This window comes from Methylocapsa sp. S129, from assembly GCF_009765995.1.
In the GTDB taxonomy this organism is placed as follows: domain Bacteria; phylum Pseudomonadota; class Alphaproteobacteria; order Rhizobiales; family Beijerinckiaceae; genus Roseiarcus.
In genome coordinates, this window is record NZ_LMUI01000048.1 from 70,701 (window position 1) to 96,825 (window position 26,125).

Sequence of the window (26,125 nt, forward strand, 5' to 3'; positions counted from 1 at the left end):
TCACACCCCTGCGTACATGCGCCCGGCGTTGAACACGCCGTCCGGATCGAAGCTCGTCTTGACGCCCTTGGTGATCTGCATCAGTGGTGCGGACAGCGGCTCGAACACATCGATCGTCTCGCGCAATTCTTGCGGAGCCCGCACAAGCGTCGCATGCCCGCCCAAGGGCGCCAGCGCGGCGCGTATCGTGGCGGCGGCGTCGGGCGTGGCCTCGCTGCTGAGCCAGACAAGGCCGCCGCCCCAATCGTAGAAATGCGCCTGCGCATGCGCGCCAACCCGCGCGACGAAATCAGCCGCTTTGGAAGGCGCGAGGCTGACGCGCCAGATGGCCAATTCCTCTGGGGTCGTGAGAAACGTTGCGTCGCCGATGGCGCGCCAGATCCGCTCGGAATATTCGTCCTCCAATGCATGCTTGGCGCCGAACGGCTCCAGCAGCGCGAGCAGCGAAGCGATGCGATAGTCGACGGAAGCGCGAAAGCCTTCGATGCGCAGGAAGGTTCGCGGAAATTCGCGCCCCATGCCGGCCGAAATATGCGCCGCGCCGCTCACGCTGAAAGGCGAGCCCAGCGCGATCGATAGAGCTTCGATGGCGCGCTTGTCGTCCAGCCGCCGGATGACGATGCTCGCCGCGCATTCGGGCTTGGGCAGCAGCTTGAACGTGGCCTGCGTCACGAGCCCGAGCGTGCCCTGGGCGCCGCAGTTCAACTTCACGAGATCGAGCCCGGTGACGTTCTTCATCACGCGGCCGCCGTTCTTGATGATCTCGCCGCGTCCGTTGACGAGGCGCAGGCCGATCAGCGCGTCGCGCGCGGCGCCGGCGCTGATGCGGCGCGGGCCCGAAATATTGCCCGCGACCAAGCCGCCAATCGTCGGCTCGCCCGGCGTTCCATAGAGGCCGCGATGATCCATCGGTTCGAACGGCAGCATTTGCCCGCGCTGCGCGATCAAAGCCTCGATTTCGCGAACCGGCGTTCCCGCCTCCGCGCAGATGACCATTTCGGCGGGCTCGTAGAAGGCGATTCCCGCCATTTTCGCCGTGCTGATCGCTGTGTCGGCATGGGACGGACGTCCAAGACCGGCGCGCGTGCCGCCGCCGACAATATCGAGCTTTCGCCCCTTGGCGCGCGCCTCCAGTACGAGTTGCGCGGCCTCGGCCTCGGAGGCCGGATTCAGCGTTTCGACCATGCGTTGCGTCACGCCAAAACTCTCCCCGCCAGCGGAAACACCTTGGCGGGGTTGAGGCGCCAGTCGGGGTCGAACACGGCGCGCACGCGCATTTGCTGGGCGAGATCTTGCGGGTTGAACTGATGGGGCATCAGATCGCGTTTTTCGATGCCGACGCCATGTTCGCCGGTGAGACAGCCGCCGAGATCGACGCAAAGCTTGAGCAATTCATTGCCCGCCGCCTCGGCCTTGGCCTGTTCGGCTTCGTCATTGACGTTGTAGAGGACCAGCGGATGCATATTGCCGTCGCCGGCGTGAAAGACATTGGCGACGCGCAGGCCATAGGAGGCGACGATTTCTCCTGTCCGCCTCAACGCTTCGGGCAAGCGGCTGGTCGGCACGGTACCGTCCATGCAGATATAATCGGCGATCCGCCCCGTCGCGCCGAAAGCCGATTTGCGGCCCTTCCAGATCAGCGCGCTCTCCATCGCCGACATGGATTCGCGGATGACCTTGACGCCATGCGCCGTGGCGATGGCGTTGATTTTGGCGAGCTGCGCCTCCATTTCGGCCTCGCTGCCTTCGACTTCGATGATCAGCATCGCCTCGACATCGAGGGGATAGCCGGCATGGGCGAAGCCTTCGCAAATCTCGATGGCGAGCCTGTCCATATATTCCATCGCGACGGGGATGAGGCCGGCGCCGATGATCGCGGCGACGCATTGGCCCGCATCCTCCGCCGAATCGAAACCGAACAGCACGGGGCGCGCCCCTTCGGCCGCGCGCAGCAGGCGGACGGTCGCCTCCGTCACGATTCCAAGCTGGCCCTCCGAGCCGACCATCAGGCCGAGCAGGTCGAGCCCGCCGGAATCCAGATGCGCGCCGCCGAGCTCGATGATTTCGCCATCGAGAGTCACAAGCGTGACGCCCAGAATATTATTCGTCGTCACGCCATATCTAAGGCAATGTGCGCCGCCCGAATTCATACCGATATTGCCGCCGATCGTGCAGGCGAGTTGCGAGGAGGGATCGGGGGCGTAGAAGAAGCCATCGGCGACGACCGCTTCCGAAATCGCCAGATTGGTGACGCCGGCCTGCACGCGCGCATAACGATCGGTCAGGTTGATTTCGATAATCCGGCTCATCTTGGAGAGGCCGACGACGATGGCGTCTTCCTGCGGAATGGCGCCGCCCGAAAGCGAAGTGCCGGCGCCGCGCGGCACGACATAGATCCCGGCGTCGCGGCAATATTTCAGGACGCGCGAGACTTCCTCGGTCGAGGTCGGCAGGGCGACGGCAAGCGGCAGGCGGCGATAGGCCGTCAGCGCATCGGTCTCGAAAGCGCGGCGTTCGTCTTCCTGCGTGATGAGCGATCCCATCGGCAAAAGCGCGGCGAGACCGGCCAGGATCGAGTCCCGCCGTTCGATGATGCCGGGCTCGGGTGTTGGAAACGCGATCTGCGACAAGGCGGGGCTCCAAAACGAAGAGGGAATCTTAGCGCATTTCTGAACAAATGCGCAGCGCTAATCCTTCTCCCGCTTCGCGGGAGAAGGTGGCCGGCGGAGCCGGCCGGATGAGGGCCTCTCGGCGTGATGGCCCTTTTTCTGCGGCGCCCAGCTTCGCCGCCCTCATCCCAAGGCGAATGCAAAGCATTCGTCCGCGACCTTCGCTTACGCGAAGGCCACCTTCTCGCGCCAAGCGGGAGAAGGGTTCTCAGCGCGCTGGCGAGCCCATCCCGCGCCTTGGCGCCGTCCCGCCTGTCATGCTATTTTCGCCTCGGCGCAGACGCCCGACAATGACCGCGCAGGTCTGATGGAGGAAGCGATGAATTGGACAAGCCCGAGCATTTGCGAAATTGAAATCGGCATGGAAGTCACGAGCTACGCGTCCGCTCGCCTCTGACCGGTGGCCGCATGGTCGGCAAAGCTCTTGAGCCTGCGCGTCTTTGTGCTGGGATCGGCGGCCGGCGGCGGCGTGCCGCAGTGGAATTGCGCGTGTCCGGTTTGCGCTTTGGCGTGGTCTGGCGATGCGCGCGTGGCGAGGCGCACCCAATCCAGCCTGGCGGTGACGCTTGATGGCGAGAGCTTTGCGCTCGTCAACGCCTCGCCCGATCTGCGCCAGCAGATTGTCGCAACCCCCGCTTTGCATCCGCATGGCTTGCGTCACAACCCGATCAAGCATGTGATCGTCACCAATGCCGATGTCGATCATATCGCCGGGCTTCTGACGCTGCGCGAGCGGCAAGCGTTTACGTTGCACGCCACCGCCGGGACGCTTGAAATGCTGCGCGCCAATGCGATCTTCAATGTGATGGCCGCCGATTGCGTCGAACGCAAGGCGGTCGCGCTGGACATGCCTTTCGCGCCGCTCGACGGGCTCGAAGTCGCCGCTTTTCCCTTGCCGGGCAAGGTCGCTCTGTGGCTGGAGGGCGATCATGTCGAGATCGGCGGCGAGAGCGAGACGACGGTCGGTCTTGAATTTCGCGCGGATGGCAAGCGCATCGTCTATGCGCCAGGCTGCGCGCAGGTGACGGAAGCGCTGCTCCAGCGCGTCGAAGGGGCCGATGTTCTGTTCTTTGACGGCACGACCTTCACGGATGACGAGATGATCGCGCATGGCCTTTCGCAGAAAACCGCCCAGCGCATGGGTCACACGCCGATGTCCGGTCCCGATGGCGCGCTGCAGCGTTTCGCCGACGCCAGAGTCGGTCGCAAGATTTTCATTCACATCAACAATTCCAACCCCGCTCTGGTCGCCGGCTCGCCCGAACGCCGTCTTGTCGAGGACGCGGGTTGGGAGCTTGCCTTCGACGGCATGGAGGTCGCTCCTTGACGCCCTTGATGAACCCGCAAGAACTGGAGGCGGCGCTGCGCCAGATCGGCGCGACGCGCTATCACAATCTGCATCCGCTGCATCGGCTGATGCATGAGGGGCGCTGCACCAAGACGCAGCTCCAGGCCTGGGCGCTCAACCGCTATTATTACCAGGCGATGATCCCGGTGAAGGATTCCACGATTCTGTCGCGCATCGAGGATGCCGCTTTGCGCCGAATCTGGCGCCAGCGCATCATCGATCACGACGGCGAACATGAGGCGGATGGCGGCATCTATCGCTGGATCAAGCTCGCCGAGGGTCTCGGGCTCGATCGCGAACTCGTCGTCCAGGCCCGCGCCATCCTGCCGACGACCCGCTATGCGGTGGAGGCCTATATCCATTTCTGCGCCACCAAAACGCTGCTTGAGGCGATCGCATCGTCTTTGACCGAACTCTTCTCGTCCAACATCATCGGCGAACGCGTTTCGGGAATGCTGGCCAATTATGATTTCGTCACCCGAGAGACGCTGGCCTATTTCACCGCGCGTCCTGTGCAGGCGCAGCGCGACTCAGACTTCGCCATTGAATGGGTCAAGGAGCACGCCCGCACCGTCGAGCAGCAGCAGGCCGTGCTCCGCGCGCTGGAATTCAAATGCGATGTGCTTTGGGCGCAGAGCGACGCTTTGATGCACGCCTATGTCGAAGGCCATGTGCCGCCCGGCGCCTGGCGCGGGGAGGGCGCATGAGCGCGGGCGAGGAGATTTCGGGCGAGGCGCGGCCGCGGCTGCCGCGCGGCGTCCGGCTGAAGTTTGACGAAGCGCGCGGCGGCACGGTGCTGCTCGCGCCCGAGCGCGTGGTGCGCGCCGACGCTGTCGCCGTGGCCATTCTGGAGCGTTGCGACGGCACGCGCACGCTGAACAAGCTCGTCGAAGAGCTTTGCGAGGTCTATAAAGGCGACGCCAAGCGCATCGAGGCCGATGTGCGGGCGCTTCTGGCCGATCTTGCCGCCAAGAGGATGCTCGACCTGTGAACGAGCCGATCAGGATTAAATCCGCGATAGAAAGCCCGCTCGGCCTGCTGGCTGAACTGACCCATGTTTGCCCACTCGGCTGCCCCTATTGCTCCAATCCGCTCGAACTTGATGCGCGCGCCAGCGAGCTCGATACGGCGGCTTGGCTGCGCATTTTCTCGCAGGCGGCGGAACTGGGCGTGCTGCAGGTGCATTTGTCCGGGGGAGAGCCGGCGGCGCGGCGCGATCTCACCGAGATCGTCGCCCATTGCGCGCGGCTCTCGCTCTATACCAATCTCATCACCTCTGGAATCGGCCTGAGCGAAGCGGGTGTCGCGCGTCTGTCCGAAGCCAGGCTCGATCATGTGCAATTGTCGATCCAGGATTGCGAGGAAGAGAGCGCCGACCGCATCGCCGGCTACAAAGGCGCCTTTGCCAAAAAACTCCAGGTCGCGCGCTGGGTCGTCGCGACCGGCATTCCGCTGACGATCAATGCGGTGATCCACCGGGCCAATGTTCAGCGCGCGACGGGCATGGTGCAGATGGCGATCGAACTTGGCGCGCGCCGCGTCGAAATCGCCCACACCCAATATTACGGCTGGGGCCTCAAGAACCGCGCCCAGTTGATGCCTTCGCGCGAAGAGGCGGATGCCGCCTGGAGCGAGGTCGAGGCCTTGCGCGCCAAGGTCGAGGGCAAGATCGTTGTCGATCATGTGGCGCCCGATTATCACGCGCGCACGCCAAAGCCCTGCATGGGCGGCTGGGGCCGCCGCACGCTGAATATCTCGCCGACCGGCAAGGCGCTGCCCTGCCACGCCGCCGAAAGCGTGCCCGGGCTAGAGTTCTGGAATGCGCGCGAACATTCCCTCGCCGAGATCTGGGAGAAATCTCCCGCCTTCAACGCCTTTCGCGGCACGGAATGGATGCGCGAACCCTGCCGCAGTTGCGAGTGGCGCGAGGTGGATTTCGGCGGCTGCCGCTGCCAGGCGCTCGCCTTATTGGGCGACGCGCGCGCGACCGATCCGGCCTGCCATCTGTCGCCGCGCCACGCGATGATGGCCGATATCGCGCGCCGGGACAGCGCGCCGCTGGGCGCCGCCGCCTATGCCTATCGCCGCATGGAAAAGATGCGCTGACGAACAATCCTTCTCCCGATTCTCGGGAGAAGGCTGCGTTATGGCGCGACGACCGGGATCACCCATGGGATCACATATTGCTGCAAGGCGACGAGCAGGCCGAGCAGGATCGTGAAAACCACGCTATGCACGAAGGTGCGCGCGAAGACGAGGCCTTCCTGACCCTTCAGATCGGTCACCGAGACGCCGGTGGCGATATTCTGCGGCGAGATCATCTTGCCCATGACGCCGCCCGACGAATTGGTCGCCGCGAACAGCAGCGGATTGAGCCCGAGCTGTTTGGAGGCGACGACCTGCAGATTGCCGAACAAAGCATTGCCTGAGGTGTCGCTGCCCGACAGGAAGACGGCGATCCAGCCAAGGAACGGCGACAGCAAGACGAAGGCGGCCCCGGTCGATGCGACGCCCAGGCCCAATGTGTAGGCGAGGCCCGCATAATTCATGAGATAGGCGAGGCCGACAATGCAGCAGACCGTGACGACGGCGATCCAGATCTGGCGAATCGTGTCCCTGACGCAGGAAAAGAACGCCGCTGGACTGAGCTGAAATATCAGCGCCGTCAGGACGGCCGCCAATAGAATGGCGGTACCCGTCGCGAGAGGCTGGAACACCCAAACCGCCGCATAAGGCTTGTTGTTGTAAAGCGTGATCGAGATGGCGTTGTCGAGCCCGGGCCAATGGATGCTCGCCTGTCCGATCGCGAATATCTTGAACGATGTCCAGACGATCACCACCGCCGAGACGATGATCCACGGCAGCCAGCCTTGCCAGGCCGGCGTCGAAACGCCTGCGCTCAGGGCCGCCGGCGCGGTTTGCTTGACGGCGAATTCTGGATCGGGCGCGGGACGCCAGACCTGCAGGAACAGCAAGGTGACGACCAGCGAGCCGAGCGAAGCGAGCACGTCGGTCAGCGTGTAGTCGAGGAAGTTCGAGGCGATGAATTGCGAAAGCGCAAAGCTCGCGCCCGCCACCAGCAGCATCGGCCATAAAGCGCGCAGCGAGCGTAGGCCGCCGTAGAGAGTCATCACGTAAAACGGCAGGATCAGCGCCATGATAGGCAATTGCCGTCCGATCATCGCCCCCAGCGCGGTCGCCGGCAGGCCCGTCACCGCGCCAAGCACGGTCACTGGCGCCCCCAGCGCCCCGAACGCCACTGGCGCCGTGTTGAAGATCAGCACGAACACCAAAGCTTCGAGCGGCGGGAAGCCGACCAGAATCAGCAAGGAGCTGGTGATCGCGACGGGCGTGCCAAAGCCCGCGACGCCTTCCAGCAACGCCCCGAAGCAGAACCCGACCACGACCAGAATCACGCGGCGGTCATTGGGCAGATTGGCGATCAGCCAGGCGCGAAAAGATTCGAACCGTCCCGAGCGCACCGCGATATTGTAGAGCAGCAGCGCATTGACCACGATCCACATGACCGGCCAGAGCGCGAAGACGATGCCGTTGAACACCGCGTTGAGCGCCAGCCCGACCGGCAGGCTCCAGACCGCGACGGCGATGATCAGGCCGACGATCAGGCCTGCGAGCGAGGCCTGCCAGGCGGGTCGACGAAGCGCGCCCAGCAGGATCAGTACGGTCAGGATCGGTAGGCTCGCCACAACAAACGAAAGGCCGAGGCTTCCCGACACGGGCGTCAACAATTGCTGGAACATGGGCTCCCCCCTTTTATTTGTTGGTATCGTGTTTTGCGCAGCGTAACGCTATTCCTGCGTACGGCAAACAAGGTCGCGGAAACCGCTGGCGATCCCGCTGACCGCCGTCACGTTTGCGTGGGCAATCAAACATTTGAAATTCTGATCGGCGCGCGGCGCGGGGCGGCTTGTCCGTCGTTTCGCGTTGTCGAAACTTCCCATATGTCGCGCCGGGCCGGAGCGGCGGCCCTTCCGCCGAGTTCAAGGGTCAACTCGCTCGCGATGGCGCGCACGAGGGAGCCGATTTGAGGCAAGCGCTCGCGCGCGACGCGTATCGCCGGGCCGGACACCGATATGGCGCCGATCGGGTCGCCATGCTCGTTCAGCACCGCGGCCGCCACGCAGCGCAGGCCCACCGAATATTCCTCATCGTCGACTGCATAGCCGGCGGCGCGCACTTCGCTCAGATGGCTCGCCATCCCGGCGGGCGTGTCGATGGTCTTGCGCGTGAAGCGGGTCATCCCCTTTGTATTGAGAATGCGGTTGACTTCCTCCGGCCGCATTGCGGCGAGCATGCTCTTGCCCAGCGACGTGCTGTGGAGCACCACCCGGCCGCCCGGCTTACAGATCGCGCGCACCGTCTGCAGGCTCTCCACTTGCTCCATATAGACAGCCATGTCTTCGCTGAGCACAGCGAGATTGGCGGTCTCGCCGCTTTGCTCCATAAGGCGGCGCAGAAGCGGCCGCGCGCCTCTTGCAATATCCCGCACGCCCAGAAAGGCGCTGCCGACGGTGAAAGCGTCGACGCCAATCACCCAGCGCGCGCCGGCCGACTTGAATTGGATGAAGCGGTCTTGCTGGAGAGTGGTCAGAAGACGATGGACCGTCGAGGAAGCCAGATCGGTGGCGCGCGCGATCTCGGTCAATGTCACGCCGTCGCCGGCGGCCGCGATCACTTTCAAAATCGATAGAGCGCGTCGGAGCGACTGGACGCCGCCAGTCCTCTCCGCCGTTCTCTTGTGGCGCAACGCGCCGCCGTCCGGCGCCGGCGTTTCGGCCTGTTCGCCAGAAAAGCCAGACTCCCGTGCGGCGCGTTTGCCCTCTTGCTTCATTGGCCTGGAATTTTTCCCACTGTGACTTCGATCGCCGCGTAATAGGCGGCGAGATCTTCGATATCCTGTGGCGACAGCGTCGGAACGATCAGCGACATCATGTCGTTCTTGCGTTCCCCGGATTTGAAGGCGTTCAACTGCTCGTTGATGTACTGTTCGTTCTGTCCGGCGAGGCTCGGCGCCTCCGGGATTTTCGACAGACCGTCGAGACCGTGGCACGCCTCGCATTTCTGCGCCTTTTCGCGCCCCGCCTTCACGTCGCCCTGTGCGCCGGCCCCGCTAGGACCCGCGACGAAAAAGGCCAGCGACAGCGTGAAAACTCCAACTCTTGCCAGTATCGGACGCGTCAATCTCATCGCACACCTTAACCCTGCCAGGCGGGGCCTAAAGACAACGGCCCCGGCTTTCGCCGGAGCCGTCGGGCGCCATTATGCGGTGTTCATTTGCCGTCGTACCAGATGCGGTAGACCGCGCCGACCAGATCGTCGGAAACCAGTAGAGAACCGTCCCAATATTGGGCGACATCGACCGGGCGGCCCAGATAGTGCCCATCCTCGTTCCAGCCTTCAGCGAACGGAATGGACGGACCGGTGACATGGCCGTCATCCTTGAGGAAAGTCACCATGACGCGAGCGCCGACCGGCACGGTGCGGTTCCACGATCCATGCTGGGTGGAGAAGATCGCGCCCTTGTATTTCGCCGGGAACATGTCGCCGGTATAGAACATCAGGCCGAGGTCGGCCGCGTGGGCGACCTGCTCGACTTCGGGGAATACGACGTCGGCCGGCGGGGTCTCGCTCTTGTATTCGTTGGTGCGCGTATGCCCGCCGCCATACCACGGAAAGCCGAAGTTCTCGCCGATCTTGTCGATGCGGTTCATTTCGCCGGGCGGAATGTCGTCGCCCATGCCGTCGACCTGGTTGTCATTGGACCAGAGCGTCTTGTCCTTCGGATTGAAATCCATGCCGACCGGGTTGCGCAGGCCAAGCGCGTAGATTTCGCGATTCTTGCCATCCTGATCCATGCGGATGATGCCGCCCATGCCAACTTTTCGATCCAGTTCCGCCTTGTCCTTGGGCGGCACATTGTAGGGCTGGCCAAGTTGGATGTAGAGCTTATTGTCCGGCCCGACGCGGCACTCGCGCGCGGTGTGGTTGAAGCTTTCTTCGCTCTTCGGGATCAACTGGCCTTCGGGAACGACCACGCTCACAGCGACGTCAGGACTCTCGTAGAAGAATTCGGCGGCCGCATATTGCAGCACCCGGTTCTGCTCGACCACGTACAGGAACCCATCCTTGGAGAAGCAGGGTCCGTTGGGCAGTTTCTTGGGAAGCGATGGCGCGAATTCCTTCACCTCTTCCGCGACGCCGCTGCGGGCGCGGTCGGTGACCGCCCAGATCTTGGACTTGCGCGTTCCGACAAACGTCACGACGCCTTGCGGCCCCACCGCCATATGGCGAGCGTCGGGAACCAGTGCGTAAAGGCCGATGTGGAACCCGGGCGGCAGTTTGATCTTGGTCAGGATCTGCTTGACCTGATCGGCCTTCTCGCCGGTCTGCGGAATCGTCGGCCACTCCATCGGCGGCGTCATATGCATGTCTTCGAGTGTTTGAAGGGCGTCCGCCATGGCGACGCCGGGATAAGCCAACGCGGTAGTTACCGCTAACATAGCAGCAATGCGAAGTTTCATCGAACCCTCCCTTGTGCATTTATGGTTGGACTTGTTGTTCGGCGCCTGAGCGCCGACCTACGCTCGCGCGCGCCTCTAAGTATTCGACTGCATATTCGCGCCCGAAGACATCGGAATATTTAACACGACCTCTTGAGAACCCAAACAGTGAAATCGGATTTTTCCGCCTTATGGAACTTCAGTATGAACCTCTGCGTCCTCCCGTTCGCCGCGCGGCGCCTTGCGACAATCGCTTGCCGCATCATGCTTCTCAACGGACGGCCTACGAATAATTGCATGAATGCGACCGCCGTCGCAGCGTTGGGACGTTCTTTTCCCGCATCGTGGAAAGCGTAACGCTTATCGCCCTATAACAAAGAGTTGACATGCAGAAAGGCCCGATAGCGAGCCTTGCCTGATCTATCCGACATTCCGCATCGTGGAATAGTTTGGCGTCACGCGTTTTCCTGTGTCGTCGAGCGGCTCGGAGCGACGAGCGGCAATCCCGACTTGACGCAAAGACAAAAAAGCCTTCGATAACATGCCGCTGTCGAATGAGCGGCTGCGCTGATCTTGAGAGACAGGCGTGATGACGTCATCACAACTTCGTGCGGTCTCGATTTCATTCGCTGCTTACTTTGTCAAACCGACGCCACGTGATATGCAGCCTATCGTGTGAGATTTCGTTTCCCGCACAAACAACCTGAGGGAGCTCGCTATGTCCTGGACCACCCCGGTTACCACTGAAGTATGCATCGGCATGGAAGTCACCAGCTACGCATCCGCCAAAATTTGAAGCCTCGCCGCCTGAACCAGCGGCGCGGCAGCTTGAATTTGGCTGCCGCTCCCGGTTCAGGCGCGCGAGGTTTTCTCGCTTCGTCAATAGACGAAGCCGCTGGCGAACGTCGGCTACGTGGGATCATCGACCTGATGGTTGAATTGAACGAATAACGCGGCTTCAACCATAAAACGGGGCCGCTGGAGCGTTCAGAACGTATATGTCATGCCGGCGCCGACGCGGACATCCGTGCCGATGGCGGCGTGACCGCTGACGCCGTCGGCGTAGAGGTCGACGATGGTCGCCGGCGTGATCTTGTAGCCGAGGCGTGCGCCATATTCGGCCCATACGGGGCGCCCGAGCTGGGTCGGCGTCACCAGGCCGAAGCCCGGCACGCCGGCGGCAAAGTTGCTTCGCTATAGCCGACGACAACGGGGAGATTGTCGGCATTGAGTCCGATCGCGGCGCCAAAGACCCCATTGGTTGGGTTCGTGCCGGGCGGCGCAATGATCCCGTAGAGCGGATCGACCCCGTACAGGAAGGAGTTGACAGAAGATTCTCCTTCGAAAGTGTCTCCGTTGAGTTCCAATTCTGCTTTCGCCGCAGTGCCCAGAACATAGGCTATGGGCCTAGAATCATCGTTGGTGCCTTGATACGAATCGATGATGCCAATCGCTACGTTGAGGCCTTGTATCTGCCCATCAGACGCTGCTGCCGAAACATTTCCAGCGCTCAGCGGCGTCAAGGCGGTCGCGCACAAAAGGACGGCGATACGACGCCGTGATTTGCCGCCGGGCGCACAGCAGCAAGTAGAGACCACGCAAATCGGAGCTGCCGCACGAGCGGCGCGAAGACGCCTCAAGCCGCCAGGCAAGTGTGGACGCAGCAAAAAGCTCGAAAACATCGCGGCCCCGCCACTGCGAACCGTCTTAACCGACGGTCGATTCGCATCGTCAGCGAATCACGCTCATCGATTTCAGCGGCGAGGTAAATCGGACGAAGGTCCTAGGACCTTTATGTTGCTTGCTCGCGGCAATCGCTTCGAAGCATAGTCGACGCATGAAACTTCTGATTGTCGACGATCATCCCGTATTACGGGAGGGGCTCGTGGCCCTGCTTAAACAGGCTGGGCAAGACATCGATGTCTTGCAGGCGGGCGATGCGAGCGAAGGTCTCGCGCTTGTCGACGACCACGCTGATCTCGACGCGATATTGCTCGACCTCGCCATGCCCGGCATGGATGGGTTGCGAGCCATTTCCGAATTCGGACGCAAACGGCCCGAACTGCCGGTGATCATTCTTTCGTCGTCGGAGGACCCGCGGGACGCGCGCAAGGCGTTCGCTCTCGGCGCCGTCGGCTATGTCCCGAAATCGGCGAGCCCGCATGTGTTGCTTTTGGCGATCAGGACTGTGCTAAACGGCGATCTCTATGTTCCGCCTGTCGTCCTCGGCGAACTCCCCGGCGGTGCGAAGCGCCAAGCCGGCCGAGCGGAGCAGGGCGCCGTACGGTTGACGGCGAGGCAGATCGAAATCCTCGCGATGCTCAGCATGGGGCAGCCCAACAAGACAATCGCCGCGGCGCTCGGCATCTCGGAAAAGACGGTCAAGGCGCATATCACCGCCATCTTCAGGGCGCTGAACGTCGTCAACCGCACACAGGCGGCCGCGGTCGGCCGCGAGGCCGGACTCATTTGAGCGGCTAGTCGATGGCTGAGGGCGGCTGCGACGAATTCCGGCCAGCGCCGCCGACGGATCGACGGGTAACGCCAGGAATCGATGAGCCCGACCTGCCGCGACTACCTCATCTGCGGGATGACCGTGACAAGCGCGGTCATCACGGCTGGGGGTTCACAAAATAGTACGACCAAAGAGTCGCTCTTTCAGAGTCTTGGCATAAGACGATATGGCCCCGAAGCTCGGTCAGCATGGTCGCGGACCTGATATCGAGCGTTTTCGCTTTATTGCAACGACATGTGAAAGCACCTCAGGCGCATGGAGCGCGCCGCGAAAAAGTGGATGCCGGTTTTTCGCCAATTGCGCGCGTTTTCAAGGAATCTAGAGAACGCCGGCGGCAAACCCGTTCTGGAATATCCCATTCCTCGAATATGTCGCTTGGCGCGCCGTTCCGGTCGGTCGTTCCCGATCAGCTTTTGCCGACGCTGCCCGACGAACCGCTGCCGGCGCTCGGGGAACCGCCGCTGCTGCTCGACGAACCGCTGCTCGAGGAGCTGCTGCCTGAGGAACTGCTGCCGCTCGATGAACTGGCGGCGCCCGACGAGGACCCGTGTCCGCCGGCAAAGGGGGCGCAACGGACGTTGCAAAAAGCGACCCGCTCGGGCGCCGGTTGTTCGACGTGGCGACGAGCCGAATCGAACCCGGAAACCGCGATGACTAAACCCCCGATCACAAGCCACCGCCGCGTGTCGAATTGCGTCTTCATTTCGTCCCTCCTTGATAGGACCGCCCGCGATCGGCCGAACGACGGATCCGCGCGGCTGACAGAACAACGTCGATGGTTTTCATTTCAGGGTAAATTGGATTGAAGTCCTAGGACCTTTGGCTTGCTTGCTCGCGGCAAGCATTTTGAAGCATAATCGCAATATGAAACTGTTGATCGTCGACGATCATCCTGTCTTGCGGGAGGGGCTCGCGGCTCTGCTGCGGCAGGCCGGGCCGGGCGCCGAAATCCTGCAGGCGTGCGACGCGAGCGAGGGTCTCGCGCTTGTCGAGGATCACGTCGATCTCGACGTTGTGGTGCTGGACCTCATGATGCCGGGCATGGACGGATGGCGGGCGATTTCCGAATTCGGGCGCAAACGGCCGGAATTGCCGGTGATCGTCCTGTCGTCGTCGGAGGACCCGCAGGACGCGCGCAAGGCGATGGCTCTCGGCGCTCTAGGCTATGTCCCCAAATCGGCGAGCCAGCATCTGCTGCTCCATGCGATACAGACCGTGCTGAACGGCGATCTCTATGTCCCGCCTCTCGTCCTCAACGAGCTCACCGGCGCGACTGAGCGCCGGGGCGCCATGGCGGAGCCACGCGCCGCGCGGCTGACCGGAAGGCAAGTCGAAATCCTGTCGATGCTCAGCGGTGGCCAGCCCAACAAGACGATCGCGGCGCAGCTCGATCTGTCGGAGAAGACTGTCAAGGCGCATATCACCGCCATTTTCAGGGCGCTGAACGTCGTCAACCGTACGCAGGCGGCTGCGGTCGGCCGCGAGGCCGGGCTCATTTGACTGACGATATCTGCACTTCTTCCGCGCCATCGTCGGCGCCGGAAGCCGCGATGAGATTGGCGATCGCCGCGCGCAGCTTGCTGTTGGAGACGGGCTTGTGGAGCAGCAGCAGGCCGCTCGCCTGCGCTTCCGCCAGTCGATCCCTAGCGGTGTCGCCGGTGATCAGCATGGCGGGGATCGCGTCGTTATATTCCGATCGCAACCTTTCGATGACTTCGATGCCGATCTCGCCGGCGCGCAGGCGATAATCGCAGATGATCAGTGTGGGACGATGCATGCTGTGCGCGAGTTCGGCCAGCATATCGTCGCCAGAACCCGCGGTGACGACCTCATAGCCCCAGCCTTTCAGCAGGCTCGACATGGCGTCGCGGATCGCCGCTTCGTCGTCGATGACGAGCACCAAGCCGGGCGCCGGCATTGTGGCGAAATTTTCTTCCGGCGGCTCGGCGTAATCGACGCCGCCGCTCGCCAGAGGCGCATCCACGCTGAAACTGGAGCCGCGGCCCAGCTCGGAGCGCAACGTAAGTTCGCAATCGAGAAGCCGGGTCAACCGGCGGACGATCGCGAGGCCCAGCCCCAGCCCTTTGGTGCGGTCGCGCTCAGGATTGCCCAACTGGAAATATTCCTCGAACACCCGTTCTTGCTGCGCGAGCGGAATGCCGCGCCCCGTATCCAGGATCTGGATGCGGATGCGGCCGCCGCTTCGGCGGCCGCCGACGACGACGCGGCCGCGATCGGTGTAACGGATCGCGTTGGAGACAAGGTTGCGCAAGATGCGCTCCATCAGGACCGGGTCCGTGAACACCGTCGCTGTGCAAGGATGCTGTACGATCGAAATCGACTTCGCCTCCGCCTCGCCGGCATAATCGCGGCAAATGCGCTCCAGCAAGGGCTGGATGGCGAAGGATTGACGATGCACTTCGACGATGCCGGCGTCGAGACGCGAAATGTCGAGAAGGGCGCTGAACAGACCATCCATCGCGACGACGGAGGTGTCGATCTGCTCGACCAGCCGGCTCCCTTCGGGCGGCAGCGCCACTCCGCGCAGCGCGCCAACGAACAGGCCGAGCGCATGGACGGGCTGGCGGAGGTCATGACTGGCCGCCGCGAGAAACGTGGATTTGGCAAGGTTGGCCCGCTCCGCCACATCCTTCTGTTCGTGCAGGTCCTTCGCGAGCCCATCGGCGCGAATGCGCAATTCGACCAATTCCTTGAAACTTCGGTTCGCGCGCACGCCCAGCAGTCCCATGGCCGGGATATACAGCAGCGTGAGCCCGAACATCACGTTCGCCGCAGGGATGAATTGACCGGCCGTGAAGCTCCATAGCAGGCTTGGAACGGTGGACGGCAAGTAAAGGGCGAGAAACGCCGGGAGATAGGAGCCATAGGCGGGGACCGCGCCGGCGGCGATGGTCTGCGTGACGACGACCAGCAGCATCTCCAGGTCGAAATGGTCGTGGCTCACCAGCGAGGTCGCGGCCCATCCCCATCCCATCCCCTGATAGAGGCTGATGGCCGTGAAGGCGATCCCCCAAGGCCGCCAATGGTCCTCGGCGGGCTTGGCCCGGCGATAGGCGAACCGAAGCAGGATATGGCCGCAGGCGCCCACGCCGATGTCTCCCGCCCAGGCGACGCCGACGATCCAGTTCAGTTCGCCCAAATGGACCAGCGAAGCCGCCAGGATGACGGCGCCTCCGACCGCGCCGAAAGCGCCGAAGAACACTGTCTGGAATAACGCCTCCACCTGCGCGGCGCGCAGCCGGTTGTTCGTTCCCGGCGGCGGCGTTCCCAATCGCCGCGCGATGCCGCCTGCCATCCGCAATATCGTTATATCATTGAACATGAGGTCGCTCTTTGCGCCAGGGGGCGGGGAAGGAGCTCGAAAGCTGCAGGCGCATCATACAAATTTGTTGCGCCGCAGCAACGATGGATCGGTGCGCTCGCACACGCCAAGCGCGACCACCCGTCTTGGTCGGGCGCAAGGGCGGCCTCATTTGACCGACGAGGTCTGCGCTTCCTCCGCGCCATCGTCCGCGCCGGAAGCAGCGATGAGATTGGCGATCGCCGCGCGCAGCTTGCTGTTGGACACAGGTTTGTGAAGCAGCGGCAAGCCGCTCGCTTGCGCCTCTTTCAGGCGATCTTCGGCGGTGTCGCCGGTAATCAGCATCGCGGGAATCGCTTCGTTATATTCCGATCGCAATCTTTCGATGACTTCGATGCCGTTCTCGCTCGCGCGCAGGCGATAATCGCAAATGATCAGCGCTGGGCGATCAGGGCATTGCGCGAGTTCAGCGAGCATCTCGTCGCCCGAACCCGCTGTGACGACCCCATACCCCCAGGAGGTTAGCAGGCTCGCCATCCCGTCTCGAATAGCGGCTTCGTCTTCGACGACCAGAACGAGCCCAAGCACCGGCGCGCCGATGAAACGCTCATCCGGAGATTCGCCATAGTCGGGCGCGCCGCTCGCCAATGGGATGGCGACGCTGAAACAGGAGCCGCGCCCGGGTTGCGAGCGTAGCGCGAGTTCGCTGTCGAGAAGATTGGTCAGGCGCCGGACGATCGCTAGTCCGAGCCCGAGTCCCTTGGCGCGGTCGCGCTCGGGATTCTCCAACTGGAAATATTCTTGGAACACTTTTTCCTGCTGCGCATCGGGAATGCCGGGGCCGGTGTCCCATATTTCCGCGCGTATCGCGCCCTGGCGTCGCCGGCAGCCGACCACGACGCGGCCGCGCATGGTGTAACGGACCGCATTGGCGATAAGGTTGCGCAAGATGCGCTCCATCAGGACCGGATCGGTGCGCACGATCGCCGAGCAGGGATGCGTCACAAGCAAAATCGACTTTGCTTTCGCTTCCTCCCCGTAGTCGCGGCAGATGCGGTCGAGCAGCGGCTGGATGGCGAAGGATTGTCTGCGCGCCTGGACGATGCCGGCATCGAGACGGGAAATGTCGAGCAAGGAGCTGAATAATCCGTCCATCGCCGCGGCCGAGGCCTCAATCTGCTCGACCAACCGAATCGCTTCGGCGGGCAGGCGGGTGGCGCGCAACGCGCCGACGAACAGGCCGAGCGCATGAATAGGTTGGCGCAGGTCATGGCTGGCCGCCGCCAGAAAGCGTGATTTGTCGAGACTGGCCTGTTCGACGAGCTCGTTGCGGCGGCGCAGGTCTTCGGCGAGGTCGAGGTTCTCGAAGCGTAGACGCAAGGCGTCGACATAATTGGCGTTGAAGCTGCGCGCCATTATCGTGATCACCACAAGAAACAGCCCACTCATCGCGCCCAGGCTGTAGCGAATTTCCACGGCCTCCGTCGCGCGCCACATCATGAAAACCATCAAGGGCGCGATGATTGGAAAGACGAACAGAAAACATGCTGGCAGATAAGAACCGAAGGCGAGAACCGAGCCGACGCTGATCACGCCGACGAAGACCAGGAAAAAGAGCTGCTGATCGAGATTATCCGGCGCCATCATGATGAACGCGCCTAATCCCCAAGTGAGCCCCTCGGCAAAGCTTAGCGACGCAAACCAGCGCCCCCAGCGGCGCCATTCCGCCGCCTTGGGACGGGCGCGCCAGTAGGCGTAGCAGACAAGCAGATGGCTGATGGCGGCGACGGTCAGGCAAGCCAGCCAGATCGCCCGGATGGAGATCGATATGCCGCCGAGCTGGACGACCACGCCCGCCAGGACGAACGCTGCGATCACTGCGCCGACGATTCCCGTCGGCGCGATGCGATAGAGCGCGGCGATCTGCTCAGCGAACAAACGATCGTTTCGGGCGGAGGCGCCGTCAAGCTCGCGCCGGGCGGGATATAACGCGGCCTGTCCGTGCCCGTTCACACCAGAACCGGCAAGGGCGCCATGCCCGCCGCGCCGAAAACGCGGCGATAGCGCTCGATTTCGTCCGCCGGCCCCAGCATCTTGTTGGGATTGTCGGAGAGCTTGACAGTCGGGCGCCCGTCCGCCTCGACCACTTTGCACACGAGGGATATCGAGCGCAACTCGCCATCGATGCCGGCTGGCGCGCAGCCCATGAAATCATTGGTCAGATTGGTGCCCCAGCCGATCGAGACATTGACGAGGCCGCGTAAGGATCGCACCGCGTCCTCGATCGTGTCGATGTCCAATCCGTCGGACAGAACGACGAGCTTGTCGCGCGGGTCGCGCCCGCGCGCCTTCCACCAGGCGATCAGCTCTCTGGCGCCCGCGATGGCGGGCTTGGAATCAGGACGCGCGCCCTTCCAGTCGGTGACCCAGTCGGGCGCCTGTTCGAGGAAGGCGGTCGTGCCGAAGCAATCAGGCAGCACGACGAGCAGATTGCCGCCATACATCTTCGCCCAGTCGCGCAAAACGTCATAAGGCGCGTCGCGGAGCGCCTCGTCGCTGTCGGCCATCGCCGCATAAACCATCGGCAATTCATGGGCGTTGGTGCCGATCGCCTCCAGCCCGGTGTCCATCGCATGTTTGACGTTGGACGTGCCGATGAAGCTCTCGCCCAGGCCCTCTTGCATCGCTTCGACGCACCAGCGCTGCCATAGAAAGCTATGGCGCCGGCGCGTGCCGAAATCCGAAATGCGCAGCGGCCCTTCGCGCGCCAGAATGCGCATCCGCTCCACCTTGAGCCACAGCTTGGCTTTGGCGCGGGCATAGAGCACGTCGAGGTCGAACCGGCTCATGAAACGCATGGCCGCCCTGGCGCGCAATTCGTTGATGATGGCGAGCGCGGGGATTTCCCACATCGTGGTTTCGCTCCACGCGCCCTCGAAGCGCAACTCATACTGGCCGTCGCGACGAACCAGCTCATATTCGGGCAGGCGAAAATTGGCGAGCCATTCCATGAAGGCGGGTTCGAAAATCTGCTTGGTGCCGTAAAAACTATTGCCGGCGAGCCAGATCAATTCGTTTTTGGCCAGGCGCAGCGAGCGCGCGTGATCGAGTTGGTCGGTCAATTCGCGCTCGTCGACAATGTCGGCGAGCCGGACGCTGGACGTCCGGTTGATAAGCTGGAACGTCACTTTGCGCTGGCCGTGCAGCTTCCAGATCATCTGCAACATCAACAGCTTATAGAAATCCGTATCGAGCAGCGTGCGCACGATCGGGTCGATGCGGAAGGTGTGGTTGTGAACGCGCGTGGCGATATCGGGGAGCATGACGGCGAACGTAGAGGCTTGTGCCGGAGACGACAAGGGATGGGGGAAACACGATCGAGTGCGCCGCTTGTGCATGGATGCGCGTGGCAAACCCGGGTCGGTCCAGGCCGTATCGGGCGATCAAGGGCGTGAACCCTGTTCCGGCCGCCAATGGGGCGAGGAGCCTGTTAGGCTGCGCCGCCCCGTTTGCTGCTGACATAAACTGACAGTGAGGGGCGCTAGAAGCGGATCCGAACGAAAGGAGCCGCCATGCGCGCCGTCACTCTCAAGAAACCAACGCTTTCCTGCCCTTGCGAAGGCGTCGACGCGCCGCCGCCGCGTCGAAACTGGGTGGCGGTCGCCTGCGCCGATCATGTCGATCGCGGCCGAAAACTTGGAATGATGCAGGTCTGCCACGGCAAGGCGGGTCCGCTCGGGCGCGTTCGCGCCGGCGATCGCGTCGCCTATTACTCGCCGACCATCGTTTTCGGCGGCCGGGAGAAGCGGCAGGCTTTCACCGCGATCGGGACGGTTCGCGGCGAGCAAGCGTATCAGGTCGATATGGGCGGCGGCTTCCGCCCGTTTCGCCGCGACGTGGAATGGCGGCAATCGGTCGAGGCGCCGATCCATGCCTTGCGGATGCGCCTTGAACTGACGAGAGACAAGCAAAACTGGGGTTACGCCTTTCGTTTTGGTCTGCTCAATATTTCGGAACATGATATGGACCTGATCGTCAAAGCCATGACTTCTCCTTTCGCGGTCGCGTCAATTTCGAATTCTTTATGAAGCAGAATGGCGTGAGCCGCCTGCGTCCAGGCCGGGGCGCATCGGAAGACGGCTTGAAACCCTCGACCCGCTGGTACAATGTCGCGCCGCCCGTGGGAATGAAGGATCTTGCCTTGGTCGACGCCGCCGAACCCCCGACTCGCGCCCCGATTCGGGTCGGGCTCTTTGTCACCTGTCTTGTCGACCTCATCCGACCCAGCGTCGGCTTTGCCGCGGTCAAATTGCTGGAGGATGCGGGCTGTCGCGTCTTCGTGCCAAGCCAGACATGCTGCGGACAGCCGGCGTATAATTCGGGCGATCGGGCGACGACGAAAGAGATCGCCCTCCAGACCATCGCCGCCTTCGAGGATTGCGATTATGTCGTCGCGCCGAGCGGCTCCTGCGCAGGCATGCTCGCCAAACATTATCCCGAACTGTTCGCCGGCGAGCCGGATCTGGCGCGCAAGGCCAACGCCTTCGCCGCCCGATGTTTCGAACTTGTCAGCTTTCTTGTCGACGTGCTCAAAGTGACGAAAGTTTCGGCGCGTTACGAGGGCGAAGTCGCCTATCACGATTCCTGTTCGGGCCTGCGCGAATTGGGCGTCGCCGCGCAGCCGCGCAAGCTGCTCGGCAGCGTCGAGGGACTGCAACTGGTCGAGCTAACGGGCGCCGATGTCTGCTGCGGCTTTGGCGGCACGTTCGCCGTCAAATACGGCGAAATATCCGACGCCATCGTCGCGCAGAAAACCGCCAATATTCTGGCGAGCGGCGCGCCGACCTTGCTGGCGGGCGATCTTGGCTGCCTGATGAACATGGCGGGAAAGCTGCAACGGCAAGGAAGCGCGGTGAACGTGCGTCATGTCGCTGAAGTGCTCGCGGGCATGACCGATGAGCCGGCGATCGGCGCGCCGAAGGCGGCGACGCCCAGCGCGGGGGCGCCCCATTGACCGAGACGCCCACCTCTTCGCATTTCAAGGAAAACGCCCATGCGGCGTTGCATGACGCGCCTCTGCAAAAGGCGCTTCAACATGTGCGCGTCAATTTCATCGACAAGCGCGCCAAAGCCGTCGCGCGCCTCCCCGAATTCGAGGCGTTGCGCGATAGCGCGCGCGACATCAAGGACCATACGCTCGCCAACCTCGATCTTTATATCGAGGCCTATGAGGCGCGGGTTGTCGCAGCGGGGGGCCATGTTCACTATGCGATGACGGCCAAGGATGGCGTCGATATCGTGCTGAAACTCTGCCATGAGCGCGGCGCCAAGGCCGTGACCAAAGGCAAATCGATGATCGCCGAGGAGATGGGCCTGAACGCGGCGCTTGAAGCGGCGGGGATCGATCCGATCGAGACCGACCTTGGCGAATATATCATCCAGCTACGCGGCGAAGCGCCCTCGCACATCATCGCGCCGGCGGTGCATCTCAACAAAGAGCAGGTCGAGGCGGACTTCCGCCGCGTGCATCGCGATCTGCCAAGCGATCGCGATCTGTCGCAGCCCGTGCAATTGCTGACCGAGGCGCGCGGCATCCTGCGCGACAAGTTCCTGTCGGCGGACATCGGCGTTACCGGCGCCAATTTCCTGATCGCCGAGACGGGCACCTCGATCATCGTCACTAACGAAGGCAATGGCGATCTCACGCAGATCCTGCCCAAGGTTCACATCGTTCTCGCCTCGCTCGAGAAGATCGTGCCGACGCTGGAAGACGCCTCGCAATTGCTGCGCGTGCTTGCGCGCTCGGCGACGGGCCAGGACATGTCGGTCTATACGACGCTGTCGACCGGGCCGCGCCGCCCGGGCGATCCCGACGGCCCGGAAGAATATCATGTGATCCTTATCGACAATGGCCGCTCCTCGATGCTGGGTGGCGATTTCGAGGATATGCTTCGCTGCATCCGCTGCGGCGCCTGCATGAACCATTGCCCGATCTATCATGCGGTGGGTGGACATGCCTACGGTTCCGTCTATCCCGGCCCGATGGGCGCGGTGCTGACGCCGTCGCTGATCGGCGTCGAAGAGGGCGGCCAATTGCCGAACGCCTCGACTTTTTGCGGACGCTGCGAAGCGGTCTGCCCGGTGCGCATTCCGTTGCCCAATATGATGCGCCACTGGCGCGAGCGCGAGTTCGAGCGGCATCTGTCGCCCAAAGCGATGCGCTACGGCATCGGATTCTGGGCCTTCTTCGCCAAGCGTCCGACGCTCTACCGGCTGTCGACCAATGTCGCGATGCGCGCGCTGCATTGGCTTGGCCGCGCCAAGGGGCGCTTCGCGTCGCTGCCGTTCGCCGGCGGCTGGACTAGATATCGCGATCTGCCGGCGCCCCAGGGCGCGACATTCCAGAGCCAATGGCGCGCTAAAAGCGGGAGCGTGCATTGAGCGCGCGCGAGGAGATTCTCGCCAATATCCGCCGTTCGCTTGGCGTCACGGGCGCCGAAGCGCCGCGCCGGATGGCGGTGGACGATCGCCTGGCGCAGGCGCGTTCGGGAATCATCCCGCAGCGCGGACAGGGCGATCAGGCGGCGCGCGTCGCAACGTTTAAGGACGAGGCCGAGCGCGCGCAGGCGAGCGTCGTCGAGGTCGAAACCGCCGCCGACGCGCCCGGCGAGATCGCGCGCTTCCTGCGCGACAGCAATTTGCCTGCGACTTTACGCATGGGCGACGACCCGCGTCTTGCCGCCATGCCCTGGAGCGCGACGGCGCTGGACACCGCCCATGGCGCTTCCGACGGCCATGATCTGAACGCGGTCAGCGCCGCTTTCGCCGCAATCGCCGAATCGGGCACTCTGGCGCTGGTCTCCGGTCCGGATAATCCGACGACGCTGAATTTCTTGCCCGACAATCATTTCGTCGTTGTGGCGGCTAGCGACATTGTCGGCGATTACGAGAGCGTCTGGCGCAAGCTGCGGGGCGGTTACGGCAAGGGCGCGATGCCGCGAACCGTCAATTTTATTACGGGCCCGTCGCGCTCGGCCGATATCGAACAGACGCTGCTTTTGGGCGCCCATGGACCGCGCCGGCTGCATATCGTGATCGTCAAAGGGGCGTAGCGGTTTCGCCGCAAGAAAGCCGTCTGTGCTATTTACTGGTCAACAATGGGTCTGATTCTGCTTCTAGGCGTTCCGGTGTTTGGGATGATTGGGCATAAACGATGGCGTTGCGGCTGATATCAACAGGCGGCTTTCTGGCTTTCGCCCTGGTTTGGGCCGGCGCCGCCGTGGCGGAGGATGTTTCGTCTCCCGCGCCGGCCGCCCCGGCTCAGTCCGCTCCGAGCGCGCCCGCGCCGGCCGCCGCCGCCCCAAGCCCCGCCGTGACCCCCGCGCCCGCCTTGACGCCTGCGCCCATTCCCGCTGTGCCCGGCGGGGCGGCTTTGCCGATTCCCGCTGATGTGGGCGCAACGCCGCCGATCGAGCCGCCCAAGATCGAGACGCCCAAGCCGAAGAAGATCGTCCATGTGGCGCCGCCGCGCGAGACGGCTTTGTCCGACAGTCCGACCCCGACTTTCCAGCCCGACACTTTCTTTGCGACCGCCAAGGCCTCGGAGCGTTACGCGGCGATCGCCGACGCCGGCGGCTGGCCTCGCGTTCCGGGGCCGCTAAGAGCCGGGACCAAAGGCGCCAGCGTGGCGATCTTGCGCCAGCGTCTGGCGGCTGAGGGCGATCTCGATTCAGCCAAGGCGGCCGAGGGTCCCTCAAGCGCCGTCTGGGACGAGGACGTCACCGCGGCGGTCAAGCATTTCCAGTCGCGTATGGGGCTGCGCCAGACCGGCGCCGTTGCGGGCGCGACGCTGACGGCGATGAATGTTCCCGCCGCCACGCGCTTCAAGCAGCTCGCCTCCAGCGCCCAGCGGCTGGCCGGCGTCAATTTTCCCTTTGGCGATCGCTATGTCGTTGTGAACCTTCCCTCGACATCGGTCGAGGCGATCGAGAACGGCCGCGTCGTGCATCATTATGTGGCGATCGTCGGCGGCGTCGAACATCAATCGCCGGAAATTTCCGCCAAAATATCTGTCATCAACCTCAATCCGACCTGGACCGTGCCGACCTCCATCATCAAGAAGGAGATTATCCCGAAGATGCAGAGAGATCCTGGCTATCTCACGCGCGCCAAGATCCGCATCCTCGACGGCGCCGGCAATGTCGTCGATCCGAAGAGCGTCGACTGGAACAGCCAGCGCGCGGTCAATTACACCTTGCGGCAGGATTCGGGGGCGAGCAATTCGCTTGGCGCCATCCGCATCGGCATGCCCAACAAGCTGGCGGTCTATATGCATGACACGCCGTCCAAAGGTCTGTTCGGCGCCGATTACCGCTTCCTCTCGCATGGCTGCGTCCGCGTCCAGGGCGTCTATGATCTCGCGCAATGGCTGCTGGAAGGCACGCCCGCCGGCAACGGCGTCTGGGATAAGGAAGCCTTGCTCGCCAAGATCAAGGACGGCGCGCGCGAAGACATCAAGCTTGCGAAAATCGTCCCCGTCATCTGGGTCTATCTCACCGGCTGGGCCAATGGCGACGGGCTCGTCAGTTTCCGCGACGATGTCTATGGCATCGACACGGTCGGCGAAGCGACCGCCAACGCCGCGCCGCTGACCGCCGCGCCCGCCGTCAATCCAGAGCCTACGCCGGCGCGATGAGCGCGCGGCGACCCCTGCAAAATCGCGTCGATCCTTTTGGCGAGCTTGTCGCGACGCCCGCGCGCGGCATGCTGCTTGGCAATCGCGGCGGCAAGTTTCATCGCGACGACCAGAGTCTGGGGCGCCGGCGTTGGGCCTCAAAGCAATGGATCGCCTGCGTCTGCGCCTTCAAGGGCCGAAGGCGCGCTGTTTGGGCGGTTGGCTATACGCAATTGTTCTTTCTCGATGAGGTCACCGCGCTTGCTGCCGGCCACCGCCCTTGTTTTGAATGCCGGCGCGCGGAGGCCGAGGCGTTTCGCGCATTCTTTGGCGGCGCCAGGCGTTTGAGCGCGCCGCAAATGGATGCGATTTTGCATGCGGAGCGGCGTGAGGGTCGCGGCAAACGTCTCTGGGAAAGCGCGTTCGCGCAATTGCCCGACGGCGCCATGGTCGCGCTGGAAGGCCGCGCTTACGCCATTCGCGGCGACGCGCTCCTGCCGTGGAGCTTTGACGGCTATGGGGCGCCGCGCAGGCGGCCCGGCGAAGGCGCCGCGCCAGTGCTGACGCCGGCTTCGATCGTTAGCGCGATCGCAGCGGGCTATCGGCCGCGATGGGCCGCGTCGACGCCTTGACGCGCCGGCGGCTTTGCGGCCAAATCGCGCGACTTCGTGCAACCAGAAAAGGTGAGGGGGAAGACATGGCCCATCGATCGCTTATCGCTTTTCTCGCCCTTGCCGCTTCGATTAATTTCGCTTTGGCGGGCGACGTTCTTGGCGAATGGTCGCGCGACGACGGCAAGGCGAGAGTGCGCTTTGCGCCTTGCGGCGCGGCGGTGTGCGGCGCGATCACCTGGTTGAAGGACACAAGCGGCGCCGGCAAGGTCGGTCAGCGCGTGTTCTTCGACATGAAGCCCAAGGGCGACGACGCCTGGGCGGGTTCGGCTTTCAATCCCGAAGACGGCAGGGAATATACCGGCAAGATGACGCTCGCAGGCGATCATCTTTCCACCGCCGGCTGCGTTTTTGGCGGCCTCATCTGCAAGACGGTGGAATGGACAAGGTCGCACTGAACGAAGC

At 63.3% G+C, this 26,125-nt stretch carries 25 protein-coding genes and 1 pseudogene; 15 read left to right on the forward strand and 11 right to left on the reverse strand.

Annotated features, from left to right (window positions below):
• Together glcE and GSQ90_RS25515 are read right to left on the reverse strand one after the other, a co-directional pair.
• Positions 1-1,185, reverse strand: coding sequence for a glycolate oxidase subunit GlcE (gene glcE / locus GSQ90_RS25510; protein WP_158818171.1), 1,185 nt, complete (start codon positions 1,183-1,185; stop codon positions 1-3).
• 8 nt (positions 1,186-1,193) lie between these two features.
• Positions 1,194-2,630 carry an FAD-linked oxidase C-terminal domain-containing protein gene (locus GSQ90_RS25515; RefSeq protein WP_246731774.1) on the reverse strand — a complete coding sequence of 479 codons (1,437 nt, stop codon included), beginning with the start codon at positions 2,628-2,630 and terminating at the stop codon, positions 1,194-1,196.
• Positions 2,631-2,988: 358 nt separating this feature from the next.
• Here GSQ90_RS25515 and pqqA (GSQ90_RS32955) point away from each other — a divergent pair, with 358 nt between their 5' ends.
• From pqqA (GSQ90_RS32955) to pqqE, 4 genes and pseudogenes are all read left to right on the forward strand, one after another.
• The gene (gene pqqA, locus GSQ90_RS32955; RefSeq protein ID WP_371418453.1) at positions 2,989-3,066 is read left to right on the forward strand and encodes a pyrroloquinoline quinone precursor peptide PqqA; all 78 of its coding nucleotides are present in this window, start codon (positions 2,989-2,991) and stop codon (positions 3,064-3,066) included.
• 33 nt (positions 3,067-3,099) lie between these two features.
• Entirely contained in the window at positions 3,100-3,996 is an 897-nt protein-coding gene (gene pqqB, locus GSQ90_RS25525; RefSeq protein WP_158818173.1) for a pyrroloquinoline quinone biosynthesis protein PqqB, read from the forward strand.
• Positions 3,997-4,004: 8 nt separating this feature from the next.
• Positions 4,005-5,008: pseudogene (gene pqqC, locus GSQ90_RS25530) on the forward strand (pyrroloquinoline-quinone synthase PqqC).
• Entirely contained in the window at positions 5,005-6,123 is a 1,119-nt protein-coding gene (gene pqqE, locus GSQ90_RS25540; protein WP_158817786.1) for a pyrroloquinoline quinone biosynthesis protein PqqE, read from the forward strand. The pseudogene pqqC and the gene pqqE overlap by 4 nt, the downstream one beginning before the upstream one ends.
• A gap of 38 nt (positions 6,124-6,161) precedes the next feature.
• Here the strand turns inward: pqqE and GSQ90_RS25545 are convergent, their stop codons facing one another.
• The 4 genes from GSQ90_RS25545 to GSQ90_RS25560 form a co-directional block, all read right to left on the reverse strand.
• Positions 6,162-7,778 (reverse strand): L-lactate permease, encoded by a 1,617-nt coding sequence (locus GSQ90_RS25545; RefSeq protein WP_158817787.1) that lies wholly within the window; start codon positions 7,776-7,778, stop codon positions 6,162-6,164.
• Between the two features lie 125 nt (positions 7,779-7,903).
• Positions 7,904-8,869: an IclR family transcriptional regulator gene (locus GSQ90_RS25550; protein ID WP_158817788.1), complete on the reverse strand. Its 966-nt coding sequence runs from the start codon at positions 8,867-8,869 to the stop codon at positions 7,904-7,906.
• Complete coding sequence (locus tag GSQ90_RS25555) at positions 8,866-9,225, reverse strand: cytochrome c (protein WP_158817789.1); 360 nt, start codon at positions 9,223-9,225, stop codon at positions 8,866-8,868. The genes GSQ90_RS25550 and GSQ90_RS25555 overlap by 4 nt, the downstream gene beginning before the upstream one ends.
• A gap of 83 nt (positions 9,226-9,308) precedes the next feature.
• On the reverse strand, positions 9,309-10,559 hold the full coding sequence (locus tag GSQ90_RS25560) for a PQQ-dependent sugar dehydrogenase (RefSeq protein WP_158817790.1): 1,251 nt from the start codon (positions 10,557-10,559) through the stop codon (positions 9,309-9,311).
• A 697-nt stretch (positions 10,560-11,256) separates the two neighbouring features.
• On the opposite strand from GSQ90_RS25560, the gene pqqA (GSQ90_RS32960) reads away from it, so the two are divergent.
• On the forward strand, positions 11,257-11,334 hold the full coding sequence (gene pqqA, locus GSQ90_RS32960) for a pyrroloquinoline quinone precursor peptide PqqA (RefSeq protein ID WP_158818174.1): 78 nt from the start codon (positions 11,257-11,259) through the stop codon (positions 11,332-11,334).
• A 191-nt stretch (positions 11,335-11,525) separates the two neighbouring features.
• On the opposite strand, the gene GSQ90_RS25570 is transcribed toward pqqA (GSQ90_RS32960), so the two are convergent.
• Complete coding sequence (locus GSQ90_RS25570) at positions 11,526-11,693, reverse strand: hypothetical protein (protein ID WP_158817791.1); 168 nt, start codon at positions 11,691-11,693, stop codon at positions 11,526-11,528.
• Positions 11,690-12,061: a hypothetical protein gene (locus GSQ90_RS25575; protein WP_158817792.1), complete on the reverse strand. Its 372-nt coding sequence runs from the start codon at positions 12,059-12,061 to the stop codon at positions 11,690-11,692. The genes GSQ90_RS25570 and GSQ90_RS25575 overlap by 4 nt, the downstream gene beginning before the upstream one ends.
• 314 nt (positions 12,062-12,375) lie before the next feature.
• Between GSQ90_RS25575 and GSQ90_RS25580 the strand changes: the two genes are divergently transcribed.
• The 3 genes from GSQ90_RS25580 to GSQ90_RS25590 all read left to right on the forward strand — a co-directional run bounded on the left by GSQ90_RS25580 (position 12,376) and on the right by GSQ90_RS25590 (position 14,553).
• Positions 12,376-13,011 (forward strand): response regulator transcription factor, encoded by a 636-nt coding sequence (locus tag GSQ90_RS25580; protein WP_158817793.1) that lies wholly within the window; start codon positions 12,376-12,378, stop codon positions 13,009-13,011.
• Positions 13,012-13,421: 410 nt separating this feature from the next.
• Positions 13,422-13,859: a hypothetical protein gene (locus tag GSQ90_RS25585; protein ID WP_210254983.1), complete on the forward strand. Its 438-nt coding sequence runs from the start codon at positions 13,422-13,424 to the stop codon at positions 13,857-13,859.
• Between the two features lie 58 nt (positions 13,860-13,917).
• Positions 13,918-14,553, forward strand: a complete 636-nt coding sequence (locus GSQ90_RS25590; protein ID WP_158817795.1) for a response regulator transcription factor — start codon at positions 13,918-13,920, stop codon at positions 14,551-14,553.
• Here the strand turns inward: GSQ90_RS25590 and GSQ90_RS25595 are convergent.
• From GSQ90_RS25595 to GSQ90_RS25605, 3 genes are all read right to left on the reverse strand, one after another.
• Positions 14,546-16,396 (reverse strand): hybrid sensor histidine kinase/response regulator, encoded by a 1,851-nt coding sequence (locus GSQ90_RS25595; RefSeq protein WP_158817796.1) that lies wholly within the window; start codon positions 16,394-16,396, stop codon positions 14,546-14,548. The genes GSQ90_RS25590 and GSQ90_RS25595 overlap by 8 nt on opposite strands.
• 147 nt (positions 16,397-16,543) lie before the next feature.
• Positions 16,544-18,313, reverse strand: a complete 1,770-nt coding sequence (locus GSQ90_RS25600) for an ATP-binding protein (RefSeq protein WP_158817797.1) — start codon at positions 18,311-18,313, stop codon at positions 16,544-16,546.
• Positions 18,314-18,384: 71 nt separating this feature from the next.
• A complete protein-coding gene (locus GSQ90_RS25605; protein WP_158817798.1) occupies positions 18,385-19,698 on the reverse strand; it encodes a nicotinate phosphoribosyltransferase in 1,314 nt (437 codons plus the stop codon).
• Positions 19,699-19,947: 249 nt separating this feature from the next.
• On the opposite strand from GSQ90_RS25605, the gene GSQ90_RS25610 reads away from it, so the two are divergent.
• The 7 genes from GSQ90_RS25610 to GSQ90_RS25640 all read left to right on the forward strand — a co-directional run bounded on the left by GSQ90_RS25610 (position 19,948) and on the right by GSQ90_RS25640 (position 26,118).
• Entirely contained in the window at positions 19,948-20,463 is a 516-nt protein-coding gene (locus GSQ90_RS25610) for an EVE domain-containing protein (RefSeq protein WP_158817799.1), read from the forward strand.
• A gap of 98 nt (positions 20,464-20,561) precedes the next feature.
• Positions 20,562-21,389, forward strand: coding sequence for a (Fe-S)-binding protein (locus GSQ90_RS25615; RefSeq protein ID WP_158818175.1), 828 nt, complete (start codon positions 20,562-20,564; stop codon positions 21,387-21,389).
• Positions 21,386-22,816, forward strand: a complete 1,431-nt coding sequence (locus tag GSQ90_RS25620; protein WP_158817800.1) for a LutB/LldF family L-lactate oxidation iron-sulfur protein — start codon at positions 21,386-21,388, stop codon at positions 22,814-22,816. The genes GSQ90_RS25615 and GSQ90_RS25620 overlap by 4 nt, the downstream gene beginning before the upstream one ends.
• Complete coding sequence (locus GSQ90_RS25625) at positions 22,813-23,487, forward strand: lactate utilization protein (protein WP_246731775.1); 675 nt, start codon at positions 22,813-22,815, stop codon at positions 23,485-23,487. The genes GSQ90_RS25620 and GSQ90_RS25625 overlap by 4 nt, the downstream gene beginning before the upstream one ends.
• Positions 23,488-23,588: 101 nt before the next feature.
• Entirely contained in the window at positions 23,589-25,070 is a 1,482-nt protein-coding gene (locus tag GSQ90_RS25630) for a murein L,D-transpeptidase (protein WP_158817801.1), read from the forward strand.
• A complete protein-coding gene (locus tag GSQ90_RS25635; RefSeq protein WP_158817802.1) occupies positions 25,067-25,681 on the forward strand; it encodes a hypothetical protein in 615 nt (204 codons plus the stop codon). Before GSQ90_RS25630 ends, GSQ90_RS25635 begins: the two co-directional genes overlap by 4 nt.
• Positions 25,682-25,746: 65 nt before the next feature.
• A complete protein-coding gene (locus GSQ90_RS25640) occupies positions 25,747-26,118 on the forward strand; it encodes a DUF2147 domain-containing protein (protein WP_158817803.1) in 372 nt (123 codons plus the stop codon).
• Positions 26,119-26,125 lie beyond the last annotated feature (7 nt).

Excerpts from the sequence above, each read along its gene's own strand:
- glcE (WP_158818171.1), bottom strand. The coding sequence starts at position 1,185 with ATGGTCGAAACGCTGAATCCGGCCTCCGAGGCCGAGGCCGCGCAACTC.
- pqqA (WP_371418453.1), top strand. The coding sequence starts at position 2,989 with ATGAATTGGACAAGCCCGAGCATTTGCGAAATTGAAATCGGCATGGAA.
- GSQ90_RS25545 (WP_158817787.1), bottom strand. The coding sequence starts at position 7,778 with ATGTTCCAGCAATTGTTGACGCCCGTGTCGGGAAGCCTCGGCCTTTCG.
- GSQ90_RS25550 (WP_158817788.1), bottom strand. The coding sequence starts at position 8,869 with ATGAAGCAAGAGGGCAAACGCGCCGCACGGGAGTCTGGCTTTTCTGGC.
- GSQ90_RS25555 (WP_158817789.1), bottom strand. The coding sequence starts at position 9,225 with ATGAGATTGACGCGTCCGATACTGGCAAGAGTTGGAGTTTTCACGCTG.
- GSQ90_RS25560 (WP_158817790.1), bottom strand. The coding sequence starts at position 10,559 with ATGAAACTTCGCATTGCTGCTATGTTAGCGGTAACTACCGCGTTGGCT.
- pqqA (WP_158818174.1), top strand. The coding sequence starts at position 11,257 with ATGTCCTGGACCACCCCGGTTACCACTGAAGTATGCATCGGCATGGAA.
- GSQ90_RS25580 (WP_158817793.1), top strand. The coding sequence starts at position 12,376 with ATGAAACTTCTGATTGTCGACGATCATCCCGTATTACGGGAGGGGCTC.
- GSQ90_RS25585 (WP_210254983.1), top strand. The coding sequence starts at position 13,422 with ATGTCGCTTGGCGCGCCGTTCCGGTCGGTCGTTCCCGATCAGCTTTTG.
- GSQ90_RS25590 (WP_158817795.1), top strand. The coding sequence starts at position 13,918 with ATGAAACTGTTGATCGTCGACGATCATCCTGTCTTGCGGGAGGGGCTC.
- GSQ90_RS25595 (WP_158817796.1), bottom strand. The coding sequence starts at position 16,396 with ATGTTCAATGATATAACGATATTGCGGATGGCAGGCGGCATCGCGCGG.
- GSQ90_RS25605 (WP_158817798.1), bottom strand. The coding sequence starts at position 19,698 with ATGCTCCCCGATATCGCCACGCGCGTTCACAACCACACCTTCCGCATC.
- GSQ90_RS25610 (WP_158817799.1), top strand. The coding sequence starts at position 19,948 with ATGCGCGCCGTCACTCTCAAGAAACCAACGCTTTCCTGCCCTTGCGAA.
- GSQ90_RS25615 (WP_158818175.1), top strand. The coding sequence starts at position 20,562 with ATGAAGGATCTTGCCTTGGTCGACGCCGCCGAACCCCCGACTCGCGCC.
- GSQ90_RS25630 (WP_158817801.1), top strand. The coding sequence starts at position 23,589 with ATGGCGTTGCGGCTGATATCAACAGGCGGCTTTCTGGCTTTCGCCCTG.
- GSQ90_RS25635 (WP_158817802.1), top strand. The coding sequence starts at position 25,067 with ATGAGCGCGCGGCGACCCCTGCAAAATCGCGTCGATCCTTTTGGCGAG.
- GSQ90_RS25640 (WP_158817803.1), top strand. The coding sequence starts at position 25,747 with ATGGCCCATCGATCGCTTATCGCTTTTCTCGCCCTTGCCGCTTCGATT.